We start from the raw sequence: 16,114 nt of genomic DNA, 5'->3' as shown, positions 1-16,114 counted from the left end.
GATTATCTAAAGTCTATTACCTCAACTTCTGGGTATTTAGACGTATCAAAAGTGAAGTGGTTGTCATTTAATTGCGTTGGAGTAAATGTATTTATTGAATAAACATATTTGTTTCCGGTACGCTCAAACACAGTAAATGATTTCAATTCATCCTTTGGATTTATAGTCATTCTTATCTTAAAATAGCTTTTATCTCTACTTTCAGGGTCAAGATCAATGATTCGATCGCCTGAAGCAGTTGTTTCTGTAAGTATGTACTTAAATCCTTCCTTATATAGATCGTAGACATTGCTGAGCGTGATTTCTGACTCTTCAGGATCATAAGGACTGATGGTTACTTCATTGATTTCCTCATTATACGTGTAAACATCTTTGCCATCGTTGAAGATTTTCTGGCCAACAACTTCCAAGACGAACTTATCGCCTTTCACTGCAATGTCTCCAGATATGGTTTCGTCTAAGCCTGCACTTTCATTGGTCAATTTCTGTGAAAATGAAGCAGTAAAAGCCTCAATATCCTTGTAATTATTACTCATTGCATCTAACACAGCCAAGGCAGCAGGATCATACTGGGCATTCGCTTGTAGAACGATGAAAAGTGATAATGTAGCGATGATTAGCTTTTTCATGAGTTTTTAATATTTTATTTCGATCTCAGACAATAATTGTTCCAAACTATGTTCGTCAGGTATTAGTACTTCTCTAGCCTTACTACCCTCAAAAGGACCAACGATTCCTGCGGCTTCAAGTTGATCTATTAATCTCCCCGCTCTATTATAACCTAACTTCATTTTCCTTTGGATTAATGATGTAGAACCTTGCTGGTGCATTACAATAAGTCTAGCAGCATCAGCAAACAAGGCATCTCGGTCGGATAAATCAACTTCTCCAATTCCGGTCTCGCCCTCACCAACATATTCGGGTAAAAGATATGCATCATCATATCCTCTTTGATCTCCAATGAATTCACAAATGCGTTCTACCTCTGGGGTATCTACAAAGGCACATTGTAAACGTGTCATGTCAGATCCCATAGATAGAAGCATATCTCCCATACCTATTAATTGATCCGCACCACCTGCATCTAAAATTGTTCTTGAATCAATTTTAGATGTCACTCTAAATGACAGTCTAGCTGGGAAATTGGCTTTTATTATACCCGTAATCACATTTACAGATGGCCTTTGAGTGGCAACTATTAAGTGAATACCAATGGCTCTAGCCAATTGAGCAAGTCTTGCAATTGGCGTTTCAACTTCTTTGCCAGCAGTCATCATTAGATCGGCTAATTCATCTATTACAAGCACGATATAGGGAAGAAAACGATGGCCTTTATTAGGGTTTAGTTTACGCTCAGTAAACTTCTGGTTGTATTCCTTTAAGTTTCTGCAAGCAGCACTTTTCAATAAATCATATCGATTATCCATCTCTATACAGAGGGAATTCAATGTATTCACCACTTTAGAAGTATCTGTAATGATTGCCTCTTCACTATCAGGTAGTTTAGCTAAAAAGTGCTTTTCTACTTTATTGAACAGTGTTAACTCTACTTTCTTGGGATCAACAAGAACTAGCTTCAATTGTGAAGGATGTTTTTTGTAGAGCAATGAGGTCAGCATGATGTTTAATCCTACTGACTTTCCTTGACCAGTAGCTCCTGCCATCAACAAGTGGGGCATCTTAGCAAGGTCTGTTACAAACACTTCGTTGGAAATGGTTTTACCTAGCACTACAGGTAAGTCCATTTTGCTATCCATGAACTTCCCTGTTGATACAACAGATCTTGCATCAACCATTTCACGGTTTTTATTTGGAACTTCAATACCTATTGTGCCCTTTCCGGGTATAGGCGCAATAATTCGTATACCTAAAGCTGCTAGGCTTAGTGCAATGTCATCCTCTAGGTTTTTAATCTTTGAAATCTTGACGCCCGCCTCAGGAACAATTTCATATAAGGTAACAGTCGGTCCAATAGTAGCTTTAATACTTGAGATTCCAATTTTGAAATTCACAAGTGTCTCAATTATTCGATCCTTATTTTGTTCTAGCTCATCTTTAGAAACAGTAACATCTTTTTCAGGATACTCGATGAGTAGGGAAGGTGTAGGGAATTTATACTTAGGGAGATCCAAAGTAGGATCATAGTTTACAGATTCCTCTTTTACTTCTTCTTCGAATTCTTTTTGCTCAACTTCGAAAGACATATCCTCAAATTCCTCGTTCTTAGGCTTTTGAGTTTCTTCCTCTAAGCTACTTTCTGGCTCTGGCTCTGGTGCGGGTGTTTCTTCTTTTTTGGCAAAGACCTTCTCTTCAACTTCTTTCGGAAGGGGAGGATCTTCTTTGAATTCTGGGAGGTCTATAGTGAATTCTGGATCGGATTTTTCCTTTTTAGATTCAGGATTTGAAGGTATTTTCTTTACTACCCAAGTTTCCGACTCATCTTTATTTGCATCTTCATCCTCAACTTCTTTTTTAATCTGATCTAAAACAGATGAAATGTCCGCAGACTTAGCTTGCTTAGGTTTTTTCTCTGGAATCAACGATTTGATTTGATTAGTCAAATTCTCGAACGAAGGGACGATGCCGCTAAATACTGGCATGCGTGTGATGTCAAAAAAGAACATATTAAACACGACAAAGAGGAATACCATAAATAGAATTGCTCCCCAGCCCATTAAACTCTGCGCAACCATTGAAAGCTCATATCCAATGCCGCCACTTAAAAAACCCCACATCGAGGTTTCTTCCTGAGAGAGGAGAAAGTATCCCATTCCCATACTGATCCAAATCAAATAGAAGACAACAAAGTTGAACGACTTTGTAATTGGAAGTAGGGCACGAAACCATATAATCTTATAGGCTACTATGAATAGAAATGGAGGGATGAGTAATGCCGCAACTCCAAACCACAAGAAGATGAAGTAGTGTGCGACAATTGCTCCGAAGAGTCCAAATACATTTTGCACTTCTGCTCCAGATTCTTTTATGTCCGTGTGAGTGTAGGCTTCAACAACACTTTGATCTGCCTGTCCGGTACTTAAATATGAGATAAATGAAACTCCTAGAAATATTGAGATTGACAGCAATGAGAATCCAATGAATAAATGGAATTTTCTATCTGTAATGAAATTGAATTTAAGGCTTGATTTCTCCTTCTTTTCTGACTTCTTCTTATACGTGTTTTGTGCCATAGGTTATACTTCCAAAAGTAATGGAGTTTTTAGCTGGATCAAACATGCTTAAGTAGTTCCTTGTTGATCTGCTTTATTAAAGCAGGTCCTTCATATACCAATCCGGTATATATCTGAACGAGATCGGCACCTGAATCTAATTTTGCAATCGCGTCTTGCGCAGAATGAATTCCTCCAACTGCAATTATTGGAACGTTTTTAAGGTGCTTTCTTATATACCTAAGCACATTATTCGATTTGTTGAAAACTGGTTTCCCACTTAAACCGCCAGCGCCAATATTAGACACCTTCTTATCAGCTGTTGTCAAGTTTGAGCGATCGATTGTTGTATTGGAAACAATCAATCCATCTAAATTCAATTCATTGGTTATTGCAATGATGTCGTCAAGTTGCGAATCGGTTAGGTCTGGCGCAATCTTAAGTAATATTGGTTTAGGTGTTTTTTTATTTCCGTTTTCGTCTTGTAGCGCTTTAAGAAGCTTCTTAAGTGGCTCTTTCTCCTGCAATTCACGCAGTCCTGGTGTATTTGGTGAACTCACATTCACGACAAAATAGTCTACATGATCGAATAATTTCTCAAAACAAATCAGATAGTCTTCGAGTGCGTTTTCGTTTGGAGTTACTTTATTTTTTCCAATATTCCCACCTACAATGATGTTGGACTTTCGGTGTTTAAGTCGCTCTACAGCGTCATCAACACCATCGTTATTAAAACCCATTCTATTGATCAAGGCCTCATCACTGGGGAGTCGAAATAATCTTGGTTTTGGATTGCCTGGTTGGCCTTTGGGGGTAAGTGTACCAATTTCTATAAAGCCAAATCCAAGGTTTGAAAAATCATCTATTAGCTCAGCATTCTTATCAAATCCTGCGGCAAGACCAACAGGGTTTTTGAATTTAATGCCAAAAACCTCCTTAGCTAACTTTTCATCCTCCAATTGAAAAAGGGATCTGATTATGGTCTTACCAAAAGGTAATAAAAGAACTAGATGAAGAAGTTTAGTTGTGATTTTATGAGCCTTTTCGGGCGAAAATTGGAAAAGGATAGGTTTTAGAAGTTTGTACATCAGCTACGTGGATGATATTGAGTTATTATCTGCTTCAAATAGTCTCGATCTAGGTGCGTGTAAATCTCTGTTGTGGTGATTGATTCATGTCCCAACATTTCCTGCACTGCCCGTAAGTCCGCACCTCCTTCGATCAAATGTGTTGCAAAACTATGACGAAATGTGTGGGGACTAATATTTTTCTTTAGACCAATTTTCGAGGCCAGGTCTTTTATTACCATAAATACCATTACTCGGCTTATCGCTTTACCTCGTTTGGTTAAAAATAGGTGATCATCAAACCCAGCTTTGACATCAATATGAGTTCTTACCTCGTCTCTGAAAATTTTGATATGCTTTAAAGCAGACCTTCCAATTGGCACTAGGCGTTCTTTACTCCCTTTTCCAATGATTCTTAAAAAACCAATATCTTCATGGATATTGCTAATCTTCAAATTTATTAACTCAGAAACTCTGAGTCCTGAGCTGTATAAAGTTTCCAGCATTGCTCTGTTCCGTGTGCCTTCTGGTGTCGACATATCAATTGCACCGAGGATTTCTTCAATCTCTGGAAGATCTAATGTGTCGGGCAGTTTCCTACCCAACTTAGGTGCTTCTAGCAATTCAGAAGGATCTTTTGAAATAATCTCTTCGTATACCAAAAACTTAAAAAAAGCCTTGAGTCCAGAGACCATTCTAGCTTGGGTGTAAGCCGACATTCCTAGTTCATTGATGAATTCAAGAAAATCTATGAGATCTTGTTGGACGACCTTGGAAGGAGATACATCTCGTTCTTTGATTTCAAAAAATTGCTGAAGCTTGGAGATATCCGCCAAATATGCATCAACAGAATTACGTGCTAAAGATCGCTCTAGCTTGAGGTAATTTTTAAATTGTTTGCTGTAGGATGTCCAGGACAAGTGATATTAAATTTTAAGCTTCTAAATTAGCGCAGATACATTCAAATGCGAATACTTATCCTCAACGGCCCCAACTTAAATCTTCTTGGCAAAAGAGAGCCAGAGATTTATGGTAGTCAATCATTTGAAGACTATTTCAATGAATTGGTTCAACGATTTAATACTTGTGAATTGTCCTACTATCAATCAAATCATGAAGGCGAACTAATCGACAAGCTTCATGAGGTAGGATTTAGCTTTGATGGAATAGTTTTCAATCCGGGAGCGTATACCCATACAAGTATTGCACTAAGAGATGCAATATCTGGTATCAATTCTCCTGTTTTTGAAGTTCATATCTCTAATCTAGCTGAGCGCGAGGAATTTAGACAGGTTAGTTATGTCAAAGATGTATGTATTGGATCTATTAATGGAATGGGCCTTGAAGGCTATGCAATTGGAATAGAAGAATTAATTCGTTCTTAGCTTTCATCTACAATCTTAACGATTGTCTTTTTCAGGAAGGTAAATGATGATTTCCCTTTTAGTTTTAATGTGCTCCTGGTTTCATTCCATTGGGAAGTTCAATAGCAAGAATGCCTTGATAGTCAATTTGTACGGAAACTACCATTTCACTGAATTCCCATGAGGTGATTTTTTGCTCCCTTTCTTGGAAGTATTTAGTAGCGGCTATTGCTTGATCTTTAAAGGCATTGATGCCTTCAAGTTTCATTTCCACCACACCATTTGAAATGTTTTCAAAAACAATATTCTCATTAAGATTTTTCAACATGCCATCAACATCGAATGAATTATATGACGAAATGTAGCTTTCTATAATTTCTTTCTGAAAATCCTCCATGTTAGTTTTTGACTGTTTGCAACCGGTAAGAGTAACGAATGTTAGCATGAAAATTATGACCTTATTTATCATAAAGATTGATTTTGTTGCATCATGATTTTTAGATCGTCAACCTAAGGTAAAACTTCTTTTGTCGAAATTTTAGTGGGTTCGGTTAAATCTCATGTTAACTTTCATCCCAAATCCCCCGTCTATGACTGAACTGCAAAAACGAAAAATTCAGCATTTTTTCAATGTCTTAGACAATAATGGAAATGGAATTCTTGAAAAAGATGACTTTGAGCTCGTAGGAGAAACCATGAGCGACATTATTGGATATAGTCAAAATGCGCGCGAACGATTGATGTTAAAATTGAAGGCGCATGGGCTTTTTGTTCAAATTCTTAGAGATATCAATAAGGAGGAAGCTGAACTTTCAATAAAGGAATGGTTGAGGTTTTTTGATGAGGTTGTTCTAGCCAGGCCGAATGATTATGTCAATCAATCTTCAACGTATCTATTTTCGTTATTTGATCAAGACGGTGATGGATATATTGATGAGCAAGAATACCTTGATATGTTCAAAGCTTATGGGCTTTATATGTCTGTTGCTAAAAAGGCATTTGATAAGCTTGATATCAATGGTGATGGAAGAATAAGCGGTGGTGAACTTGTGAAAGCTTTTGAAGACTTTTTTATGTCTGATGATGAATCAGCACCAGGAAATTGGATTTTTGGAGATTGGAAAAATGGGTAGCTAATTCTTAAAATCCAATTGCCAATGATGCTCAACTTTCTTTGATATCGATATTTGAAGCTAATTCTTTATTATAATTCCGATTTAGTAAGTAGCTCAGCGAGTCGATCAAACACAGATCCCCATCCGTTTTGAAACCCCATTTTTTCTTGTTGTAATTTGTACTCTTCTGTTGGATGAATTACGTTAAACGTGAACTCAGTTTTATTTTCGTTTGCTACCAATAAAACCTCTAATGTTACTCCTTCCGTCATAGGAAGAAAATTAGCATTTGTTTTGAGTTTGTTAGGTGGATCAATGTGCTGATATTCACCCTCGGCGATAAAGTCGGCGCCATCGGGCATTCTCATTATGTACTTCCATTTCCCACCTATTTTAAATTCATGAGCTACTATTTTGGTACTCATTCCCTTAGGTCCCCACCACTTAACAATGTGTTCAGCTTCTGTCCAGGCTTTCCAGACCAATTCAATTGGAGCGTCAAAAGTTCGCTTGATGGTGATGGTTCGGTTTTCAATATTATTCTCCATTTTTTTTCTTTGATTTTAATTCCATTAAGTAATCTTCAAATGAGTCGATTCTTTCCTCCCATAGCTTTCGATATTGATCAATCCACATGAAAGCAGGAATAAGTGAAGCTGGCTGAATTTGACAATATCTTTCTCGACCCTGTTTCGAGACGACCACTAACCCACATTCTTCCAGCACTTTAATTTGCTGAGATATTGCGGGCCTACTAATCTCGAATTGATCTGCAAGTGAGTTAAGATTCATCGGTTCTTCTGAAAGAATGTTGATTATTTCTCTTCTGGTAGGATCTGCAATTGCTTGAAATACATCTCTTCGTCCACTCATATAAAGTGTAAGTGTTTGCTTACAAATATATAAATAAAACGTAAGTATTTGCTTACATTTTACTAAAGGAAATAAAAAAACCACCTCTTTTTGAGGTGGTTCTTGTACCATTAGCATTTTAATCCTATTCCTTTCTACCTGGTCTTTCCCTAGGTTTCTTAATAGTTAGTGGTGTTTCTACGTTAGTATCACCCACTGTTATTCTAACAGTATATTCTCCAGCAACAAGGTGAAAGTCACCATTTTCTGAAGCTTTATATGTCTCTTTCTCGTCTCCTTCGAGTAAGTCTTTGAATGACTCATTGGTAACTAAACTCATATTAATGATGTTTAGGCCTTTTTCTGAAGAAATGTCTGTCGAAGATACAACATCATCTCCGTAAAAAATCTCAATTTTTCCTTTTCCACCCAATTTGTCGTAAAAGTTAACAACTATTTCTCCCGAAATTTCTTCTCCCCACTCCCAGGTCTTGCTGCCCCAGCGAGAACTGAATGCTTTTTCTTCTATTGGAAATGCGTGCAGGTTTTTAGCTAAAATTTCACTAGTCATTTTTTGAATTAATGAAACATCGCCTATGTAAATTCCACGTCCATGAGTTCCTAATACAATTTCGTTTTCACGTGGATGTATAATTAAATCGTGTACCGGTGTATTAGGTAATCCCTTGCTAAAGGCCTGATAGCTTTTACCCGCATCAAGCGATACATAAACTCCATGATCTGTTCCTATATAAATGATATTTTCATTGACAGGATCTTCTTTAACAACATTTATTGGTTCATTTGGAAGATTTGCGGAGATGCTTTTCCAGCTATTGCCATAGTCGTCGCTTTTATATACCAACGGTTTGAAATTATCCCATCTATATCCGTTCAATGAAGCATAAACACGTCCTTCTTTGTGTTCAGAAGCTACAACTGTACTCACCCAAAAGTCTTTTGGTAAGCCATTAGTGATTTTTGTCCAACTATTACCAACATCATTAGATCTGTGTATTAAACCGTCATCACTACCAACATATATCAACCCAAATTGAGAAGGAGATTCAGATATGGTAGTCAATGTGCCATAACTAACATCGCCTTTTTTACCCCCATTTGTCAAATCATCGCTTAGTGTTTCAAAGCTATTTCCTTGATCCATAGATCTATGAAAGCGATTGCTCCCAAAGTAAACCACGTCTTGATTGTGAGATGAAAGGGCGATAGGGGCTTCCCAATTCCATCTGTAAGGAGCATCTCCTAATGTATGTCTTGGTGTAATGTATTTTCTCTCTCCAGTCTCTGTATTTATTCTGAAGTAATTGCCAAATTGATAACCAGTATAAATGGTAGTGTTATCACGCGTGTCTACTGCAACTTGCATTCCGTCTCCACCCATCAATCTCTCATACGGATACTTTCCTTCCTGATACCAACTTCTTGAATATTCATATGTACTTGGTCCTTTCCAAACACCGTTATCTTGTAGTCCACCGTATACATTATATGGCTGGGACATGTCTATCGCAATAGAATAGAATTGACCAACTGAAGGTGAATTACAATTGGTCCAAGTCTCACCAGTATCATAGCTTATGTAAACACCACCATCGTTGCCAAGAATTAAGTGCTTAGGGTTATCTGGATTTACCCAAAGTGCATGATGGTCAACATGTACATTATCTTCATTGATACTTTTAAAGGTTTTACCTCCATCTTCTGATCTTACAATTGGAACTCCCATCGTGTATACAACATCAGGATTTTGCGCATCTACTCGAACTTGACCAAAGTAGTAACCATAGGAGAAAATCATACTTTCTATATAATCCTCATGTGTTTTTTTCCAAGTCTTTCCGGCATCATCAGATCGATACATTTCTCCTCCTTTTACTGGTGTGTCAAATAAAAGAGAGTTTGCATCTTCTGTGAATATAACCAGGTCTAGAGGTTTCACTTTACCTGTCTCAATGTCTCTTTTGATATCGACAGCATTGTAAGATCCAGGAAACCCATTGTTATCTAAAAACTCATTAATGTCTTTATTTTCAAGAGCTAAGAACTGTTGGCTATTCATTGTTCTCAGCTGGTCCTTGGTTATGCCTTGATTTTTGTCATCTTCATCTTTATCTCTCCGATCTTGATTGTCAAGTATGGCATAGGCTGTATTTGGCGAAGAAGGTGCGAAAGCCAAACCGATTCTGCCGGTACCATCTGTGTCAGGGAATCCAGAATTATCTGCTATTTCGTTCCAACTATCACCACCATCTTCAGATCTATATATAGCCGTACCAGGTCCGGCTTCCACAAAGTTCCAGGCTTTTCTATCCTTTTCCCACGCTGCGGCAATCAATAAATCTGGATTGTTAGGCTGGATTGCCATTTCAACAATGCCGGTTCTATCATTTATGAATAATGTCTTTGTCCAGGTTTTACCGCCGTCGCTAGTTTTAAATATTCCGCGTTCAGCATTTTCTGAATACAAATGACCAAGAGCACCTACCCAAAGGGTATTTGGGTCTTCTGGATGGATTAAGATTCTTCCAATATGGTGAGTCTCAGTTAAGCCTATATTTTCCCAGTTTGCTCCGTTATTATTTGATTTGAAAACACCAAAACCGGAGTACGAGGATCGACTTGAATTATTTTCACCTGAACCTACATATATGATTGAATTATCCCAATCAACAGCAATATCTCCGATTGTCATTACTATTTGATTGTCAAAAATTGGATTGAAGGAAGTGCCATTATTTGTAGTTTCCCACAAAGATCCAGAAGCATATGCAACATAAAAATGGGTTGGATCATCAGGATCTACTTCTAGATCGACAACACGACCACTCATCACTGTAGGACCAACATTTCTAAATGGCACATTCTTGACTAATGAGCTGTTTTCAAGATTTAATCTTCTTTCATATCCTGCCCAGCGTTCCTTAGCTGAAGTCGGTGGTGGTACTTCGTTTGTTTTTTTCTTTCTCTGGGCAGGCACTACTATAGCCATACTCAAAAAGAGAAGTAGATAAATGATTCTCATGAGGTTAGATTTTTTAATAAGTTAGTAAGTATAAAACTTATACACGCTGAAACCAACCATAAAACATATGAAGAAGTATATCTGCATTTTAGTGGTTATCTATGGATGCACCACTGCAGGAGAGGTTCAAAATGAAGTAGAGACGAAAATTATCCCGGAAGCAAATCACGTTTTATCATCCAGCCAAACGCATAACAAATGGAGTAAATCCATAGAGCCAGTCTTAAAAATTAATTCTGGCGATGTTGTTGAAATAAGCACACAAGAAGCCACTGATGGGCAACTTACACTAGACTCAGATACTTCCGATTTGATGAGTTTAAGTTTTGATCCAATTCACCCGCTCACCGGGCCCATCTATATTAATGATGCTCAGCCAGGAGATGTAATCGCAGTAACCTTACATAAAATAGAGATAGGAGAATGGGGTTGGACAGCAATTTTACCAGGTTTTGGTTTTCTGGCTGATGAGTTTACGGAGCCTTATTTGAAAACTTTTGAGCTCTCAGGAAAGAATAATGTTCGATTTGCAGATGGAATCAATATTCCATTGAAGCCTTTCCCTGGAGTACTTGGCGTTGCGCCTAACACCGATTCATTATTGTCAACTATTCCTCCTAGGGCAAATGGTGGAAATATGGATGATCCCAACATAGTGGAAGGCACGACTGTTTACCTACCTGTTTTTGTTGAGGGTGCGTTATTTTCGATAGGCGATGCTCATGCAGCTCAGGGTTTGGGAGAAGTGTGTGGAACAGCTATTGAGGCGCCAATGAAATTCTTAGTTGAGATTAATTTGTTAAAAGGATCAAGCATTCAAGAACCGCAATACGAGAATGATGATGTTTATGCCGTTACAGCCTATGGGACGACCATTGATGAGGCGGCCAAAAAAGCGACTCGCTACATGATAGCATATTTGGTTAAAGAGCATGGGTTAAGCAGCAATGACGCCTATATGTTATGTTCGCTAGCTGGTGATCTCAAAATTGCAGAAGTGGTAGATGTCCCACATATGCTAGTCACAATGTCAATAAATAAGGAGGTACTAAATAGATGATGACGATATACCACAACCCTAGATGTACGAAGAGTAGACAAACACTTGCACTCATTGAAGAAAATGGAGGTGATTTTATCATAAAAGAATATTTGAAAGAACCACCAACAAAAGCAGAGCTAAAAAATGTGATTGCATTGCTTGGAATTAGCCCTGAGGAGCTTATTCGCAAGGGAGAAGCAGAATTTAAAAATAATTTCAAGGGTAAAAGTCTGTCTGATGATCAATGGATTGAGGCAATGATTGCTTATCCTAAATTAATAGAGCGCCCGATCGTAATTGAGGGAGATAAAGCGGTGATTGGAAGGCCACCTGAAAACGTACTTGAACTATTATGAAAGCAGTATTAGTAGAAAAGCTAGGAGGTCCGGAATCCCTTGTTTACAGAGATTATGAGATTGAATCTCCTGGACCTGGATTCGTTCGTATCAAGGTAGCGTATGCTGGAGTAAACTTTCCAGACACACTGATCATTCGAGGCAAGTATCAATTCCAACCGGAACTCCCTTTTTCGCCAGGAGGAGAGGTGGCAGGATCAATAATAGAGGTTGGGCCTGGAGTTACGGGATTTAAAGTGGGTGATAGAGTTGTTGCTGGAACCACAGCTGGGGGATTTGCCGAAGAAGCAAATGCCTTTGCCTTCAATACTCACAAGCTTCCAGATGATGTCAGTTTTGAAGATGCCTCTGCTATTCTATTGACTCATGGAACTGTCATACACGCACTTCGTGATAGGGCACAATTGTCACCAGAGGAAAATCTTGTGATTTTGGGTGCATCTGGGGGAGTGGGAACTGCTGCCATTCAATTAGGAAAAATAATGGGTGCAAAAATTATTGCTTGTGCATCTACTGATGAAAAGCTATCATTCTGCAAAAATCTAGGAGCTGATATTGTTCATAAATACACTCCAGAAAATTTAAAATCGAGCATAAAAGAATTGACAGAAGGCAAAGGAGCCGATGTTATTTTTGATGCAGTAGGTGGTAACTATTCGGAGCAAGCATTTAGAGCCATAGCACCAATGGGAAGACACCTCGTTATAGGTTTTGCCTCAGGTGGAGTCCCGGCAATACCATGGAATCTTCCTCTTTTGAAAAGCGCTTCTATAACAGGAGTTTTTTGGGGAAATTTCTTTAGAAAATTCCCAGAGGAGAATAGAAATAACATCCAACAGTTACTTAAATGGCTTTCATCTGGGGAGTTTAAACCTCAAATTGATCATGTATACCCTTTGTATGCCGCAGGAGATGCCTTGCGAAGCATTGAAGATCGAACAGTTAAAGGAAAGATTATCTTGAAGACGGAAGGGTAAATAACTCTATACAGAATAATATTCTGAGTTCATTTTTCTTTACAACTGAAAGTTGCTTATGCAACTATTTTCATTGGTGGATTTTTGCTATTTATCGATTATTTCGAGAGTTTTATCGTATTGTTAAATTTTTTAAGTTAAAAACTCTACTATGATGAAAAACTACTTAAAAAGAAAACTAATGGTGCTTGCCTTAATGGTTCCCATTAGTTTCTTGATGGCCCAAGATATTCGGGTCAGTGGAACGGTTCCGACGCTGCAAATGGCGAAGGATTACCGGGAGTTACTGTATTAGTTAAAGGGACTACAAACGGAACTATTACAGGGATTAATGGAGAATATGAGTTGTCTGTACCTTCGGGCTCAACACTTGTATTCACATCTATTGGTTACACGAGCATTGAGATTGCTGCTTCAGACGCAGGTGATGTTTCAATGCAGACTGATGTGACTAATCTTGACGAAGTGGTTGTAACAGGACTTGCGACCTCTGTTAAAAGATCTAATCTGGCAAACTCTGTGGCTTCTATTTCATCCAAGAATCTTACTGGAATTACTAATCAATCAACATTAGATGGTTCACTTTCCGGTAAATTTTTAGGTGCTGATATTAGAGCTAATTCAGGGGCACCAGGTGGTGGTATTTCAATGAGATTGCGTGGTGTAACTTCAATTTTTGGAGACCAGCAACCACTATTTATCATTGATGGTGTTTACATCGATAACTCCACAACATCACTAGGCAACAATATTGTTTCTGAAGCAGCGGGTGGAGGAAATCCATCGACTAACCAAGATGATGCTACGAACAGAATTGCTGATATAGATCCAGAGGATATCGAATCTCTCGAGATCTTAAAAGGTGCATCTGCGGCAGCTATTTATGGTTCGCGAGCGGCAGGAGGTGTGGTTATAATTACAACTAAGAGAGGTAAGAGCGGAAAAGCTCAAGTTGGTTTCTCTCAAACCATTGGTCTAAGATCTCCAACACGATTACTAGGTTTAAGAGATTGGGACGAATCTGAAGTTTCAGCAATTGGAGGTCCAGCTGCTGTTACAGCATTTAATAATGGTGAATTCAGAGATTATGAGGCAGCTGTTTTTGATCATGTAAGAGTATCAAGGACTTCTAGATTATCTGTTTCAGGTGGTGATCAGAAGACTGATTTTTTCTTTGGACTAACTGTTAAAGATGAGCCTGGATTAGTTGAGAATACGGGTTATGCTAAAGAATCTGTTCGTTTAAATGTCGGTCATAAATTCAATGACTGGATTGATATTTATGTTACTAACAATTATATCAACTCAACAACAGATAAAGGATTCTTTAACAATGGTAACCAAAACAGAACTGTTGGTTATGCATTAGCATTTACGTATCCATGGCAAGATCTAACACCAGTTAATGGAGTTTATCCAGCTGGTCCAGCAGGATCTAACGTGCTAGAAACTATTGCTGTAACTACTAACCGTGAGGAAGTAAATAGATACATTGGTGGTATCACAACTAATGTTAAGATTCTTACTAAAGATGATAACCAACTTAAACTTGTTTTACAAGGGGGTATTGATCAATATACACTAAGGACCACCAGTACTTTCCCTGGAACCCTTTCGTACTTTAGACCAACTACTTCACTTGGCGGTGCGGCAATTTCAGGGTCTACCATTAATACCAACTATAATATGACAGCTTCTTTAGTTCACTCATATTTTATGGATAATGGACTAAGCCTAACAACTCAAGTTGGTTCATTCTTACAGAATTTCGATAAGAATACTGTGATTACGACTGCTACTGGTTTGAATGGTTCACAAACTAATCTGGGCCAGTCGGCAAATGTTGGTGTTCAACAGATAATCACACCTCAAGAAGATCAAGGTTTCTTTGTTCAAGAGGAGGCTAATTATCAGGATAAGATCATCGCAACAGTTGGAGTTAGAGGTGATAAATCAACTAACAATGGAGATGCTAATAAGCTTTATTACTATCCAAAAGCTAGTTTAGCTATTAACCTTCACGAGTTCGATTTTTGGAATGTACCTGTTTTAAATAATTTCAAACCAAGAGTTGCATATGGTGAATCTGGAAGATTCTCTCAGTTTAATCAAAGGTTTATTTTGACTAATCCGCAGTTTATCAATGGAAACGCTGGTGTGTCTCCTGGAAACTTGCTTGGAGATGTGGATGTTGAGCCGGAAAGACAGACAGAATTAGAAATTGGTGCGGACATTGGTTTGTTGGATAATCGAATTGGTTTGACTGTTAATTACTACAACAAGAAAATTAAAGACGTATTGCTTCAAGCACAGAATGAGCCTTCTTCAGGATTTACAAATCGTGTAGTAAATGGTGCAGAACTAGAAAATAAAGGAGTTGAGATCGGGTTAAATGCGACTGTTGTTCAGAATGACAATGTAACTTGGAATTCAACTTTAAGATGGTGGAAGAACAAGTCTAAAGTAACTAAGCTTGATGTGCCTGCATTTACTACTGGTGGATTTGCAGCTTCATTAGGTACATACCTTATCAAAGAAGGCGAAAGTGCTACACAAATAGTAGGTACTTATATAGCTGCAGATTGTGATAATTGTGACCCTGATGGTGATGGTTTTGCTGTTTATGGAAATGCAGAGCCAGACTTTCAAATGTCATGGTTCAACTCTATTAGCTATAAAAACTTTGATTTGACATTCCTATGGCACTGGAAAAAAGGTGGAGATGCAATCAACTTGACAACTCTACTTTATGATTTAGCAGGAACAACTTGGGATTATGATGATACTGGTTTAGATCCAAGTGGTACACTAACAAATGGAGCCTATAGAGCTAGTCAGGCATTTGCAAATCCAGATCCAGTGATTGAAGATGCTGGTTATATGAGACTTCGTGAAATTGGATTATTCTACACTATTCCGAGTGATCTAATTCCTCAGTTGCAGCAAGTTAAAGTAGGAGTTTCTGGAAGAAACTTAATTAACATCTTTGACTACAATAGCTATGATCCTGAAGCTTCTAACTTCGGTAACAACGTACTTGCAAATACAGTAGAGGTAACTCCTTACGCAGCGAGTAAGTTTATCAACTTCCATTTAGATATCAAATTTTAATTGAAAGGACATATAAT

13 protein-coding genes and 1 pseudogene are annotated in these 16,114 nt (G+C 38.0%); 6 read left to right on the top strand and 8 right to left on the bottom strand.

Annotated elements, in window-relative coordinates; genetic code table 11:
• Positions 1-2 precede the first annotated feature (2 nt).
• Genes ACY650_RS02520 through xerD form a run of 4 tightly spaced genes read right to left on the bottom strand, consistent with a single transcriptional unit; the run spans position 3 to position 5,157 of the window.
• Positions 3-629 carry a LolA family protein gene (locus tag ACY650_RS02520; protein ID WP_462251409.1) on the bottom strand — a complete coding sequence of 209 codons (627 nt, stop codon included), beginning with the start codon at positions 627-629 and terminating at the stop codon, positions 3-5.
• A 6-nt stretch (positions 630-635) separates the two neighbouring features.
• A complete protein-coding gene (locus ACY650_RS02515; RefSeq protein ID WP_462251407.1) occupies positions 636-3,191 on the bottom strand; it encodes an FtsK/SpoIIIE family DNA translocase in 2,556 nt (851 codons plus the stop codon).
• A gap of 38 nt (positions 3,192-3,229) precedes the next feature.
• Positions 3,230-4,258, bottom strand: a complete 1,029-nt coding sequence (locus tag ACY650_RS02510) for a quinone-dependent dihydroorotate dehydrogenase (protein ID WP_462251405.1) — start codon at positions 4,256-4,258, stop codon at positions 3,230-3,232.
• Positions 4,258-5,157 (bottom strand): site-specific tyrosine recombinase XerD, encoded by a 900-nt coding sequence (gene xerD, locus ACY650_RS02505; protein WP_462251403.1) that lies wholly within the window; start codon positions 5,155-5,157, stop codon positions 4,258-4,260. The genes ACY650_RS02510 and xerD overlap by 1 nt, the downstream gene beginning before the upstream one ends.
• Positions 5,158-5,202: 45 nt before the next feature.
• Between xerD and aroQ the strand changes: the two genes are divergently transcribed.
• Positions 5,203-5,622 carry a type II 3-dehydroquinate dehydratase gene (gene aroQ / locus ACY650_RS02500; RefSeq protein ID WP_462251401.1) on the top strand — a complete coding sequence of 140 codons (420 nt, stop codon included), beginning with the start codon at positions 5,203-5,205 and terminating at the stop codon, positions 5,620-5,622.
• 64 nt (positions 5,623-5,686) lie between these two features.
• Here the strand turns inward: aroQ and ACY650_RS02495 are convergent, their stop codons facing one another.
• Positions 5,687-6,070 (bottom strand): nuclear transport factor 2 family protein, encoded by a 384-nt coding sequence (locus ACY650_RS02495; RefSeq protein WP_462251399.1) that lies wholly within the window; start codon positions 6,068-6,070, stop codon positions 5,687-5,689.
• 121 nt (positions 6,071-6,191) lie between these two features.
• Here ACY650_RS02495 and ACY650_RS02490 point away from each other — a divergent pair, with 121 nt between their 5' ends.
• Positions 6,192-6,734: an EF-hand domain-containing protein gene (locus tag ACY650_RS02490; RefSeq protein ID WP_462251397.1), complete on the top strand. Its 543-nt coding sequence runs from the start codon at positions 6,192-6,194 to the stop codon at positions 6,732-6,734.
• Between the two features lie 71 nt (positions 6,735-6,805).
• Here ACY650_RS02490 and ACY650_RS02485 read toward each other — a convergent pair whose 3' ends face one another.
• From ACY650_RS02485 to ACY650_RS02475, 3 genes are all read right to left on the bottom strand, one after another.
• On the bottom strand, positions 6,806-7,264 hold the full coding sequence (locus ACY650_RS02485; protein ID WP_462251395.1) for an SRPBCC family protein: 459 nt from the start codon (positions 7,262-7,264) through the stop codon (positions 6,806-6,808).
• Positions 7,254-7,589 carry an ArsR/SmtB family transcription factor gene (locus ACY650_RS02480; protein ID WP_462251393.1) on the bottom strand — a complete coding sequence of 112 codons (336 nt, stop codon included), beginning with the start codon at positions 7,587-7,589 and terminating at the stop codon, positions 7,254-7,256. The genes ACY650_RS02485 and ACY650_RS02480 overlap by 11 nt, the downstream gene beginning before the upstream one ends.
• 124 nt (positions 7,590-7,713) lie before the next feature.
• Positions 7,714-10,611, bottom strand: coding sequence for a VPS10 domain-containing protein (locus tag ACY650_RS02475; RefSeq protein ID WP_462251391.1), 2,898 nt, complete (start codon positions 10,609-10,611; stop codon positions 7,714-7,716).
• 67 nt (positions 10,612-10,678) lie between these two features.
• Between ACY650_RS02475 and ACY650_RS02470 the strand changes: the two genes are divergently transcribed.
• From ACY650_RS02470 to ACY650_RS02455, 4 genes and pseudogenes are all read left to right on the top strand, one after another.
• Positions 10,679-11,671 carry an acetamidase/formamidase family protein gene (locus ACY650_RS02470; protein ID WP_462251389.1) on the top strand — a complete coding sequence of 331 codons (993 nt, stop codon included), beginning with the start codon at positions 10,679-10,681 and terminating at the stop codon, positions 11,669-11,671.
• On the top strand, positions 11,671-12,009 hold the full coding sequence (gene arsC, locus ACY650_RS02465; RefSeq protein ID WP_462254383.1) for an arsenate reductase (glutaredoxin): 339 nt from the start codon (positions 11,671-11,673) through the stop codon (positions 12,007-12,009). The genes ACY650_RS02470 and arsC overlap by 1 nt, the downstream gene beginning before the upstream one ends.
• The gene (locus ACY650_RS02460) at positions 12,006-12,986 is read left to right on the top strand and encodes an NADPH:quinone oxidoreductase family protein (protein WP_462251387.1); all 981 of its coding nucleotides are present in this window, start codon (positions 12,006-12,008) and stop codon (positions 12,984-12,986) included. Before arsC ends, ACY650_RS02460 begins: the two co-directional genes overlap by 4 nt.
• Positions 12,987-13,298: 312 nt before the next feature.
• Positions 13,299-16,097 (top strand): annotated as a pseudogene (locus ACY650_RS02455) (SusC/RagA family TonB-linked outer membrane protein); the annotation flags it as partial.
• Positions 16,098-16,114 lie beyond the last annotated feature (17 nt).

This window comes from Ekhidna sp., assembly GCF_963691765.1.
Classification (GTDB): domain Bacteria; phylum Bacteroidota; class Bacteroidia; order Cytophagales; family Cyclobacteriaceae; genus Ekhidna.
Note: the sequence above shows the minus strand (reverse complement) of the source record. Positions and strands in the feature narration are given on the sequence as shown.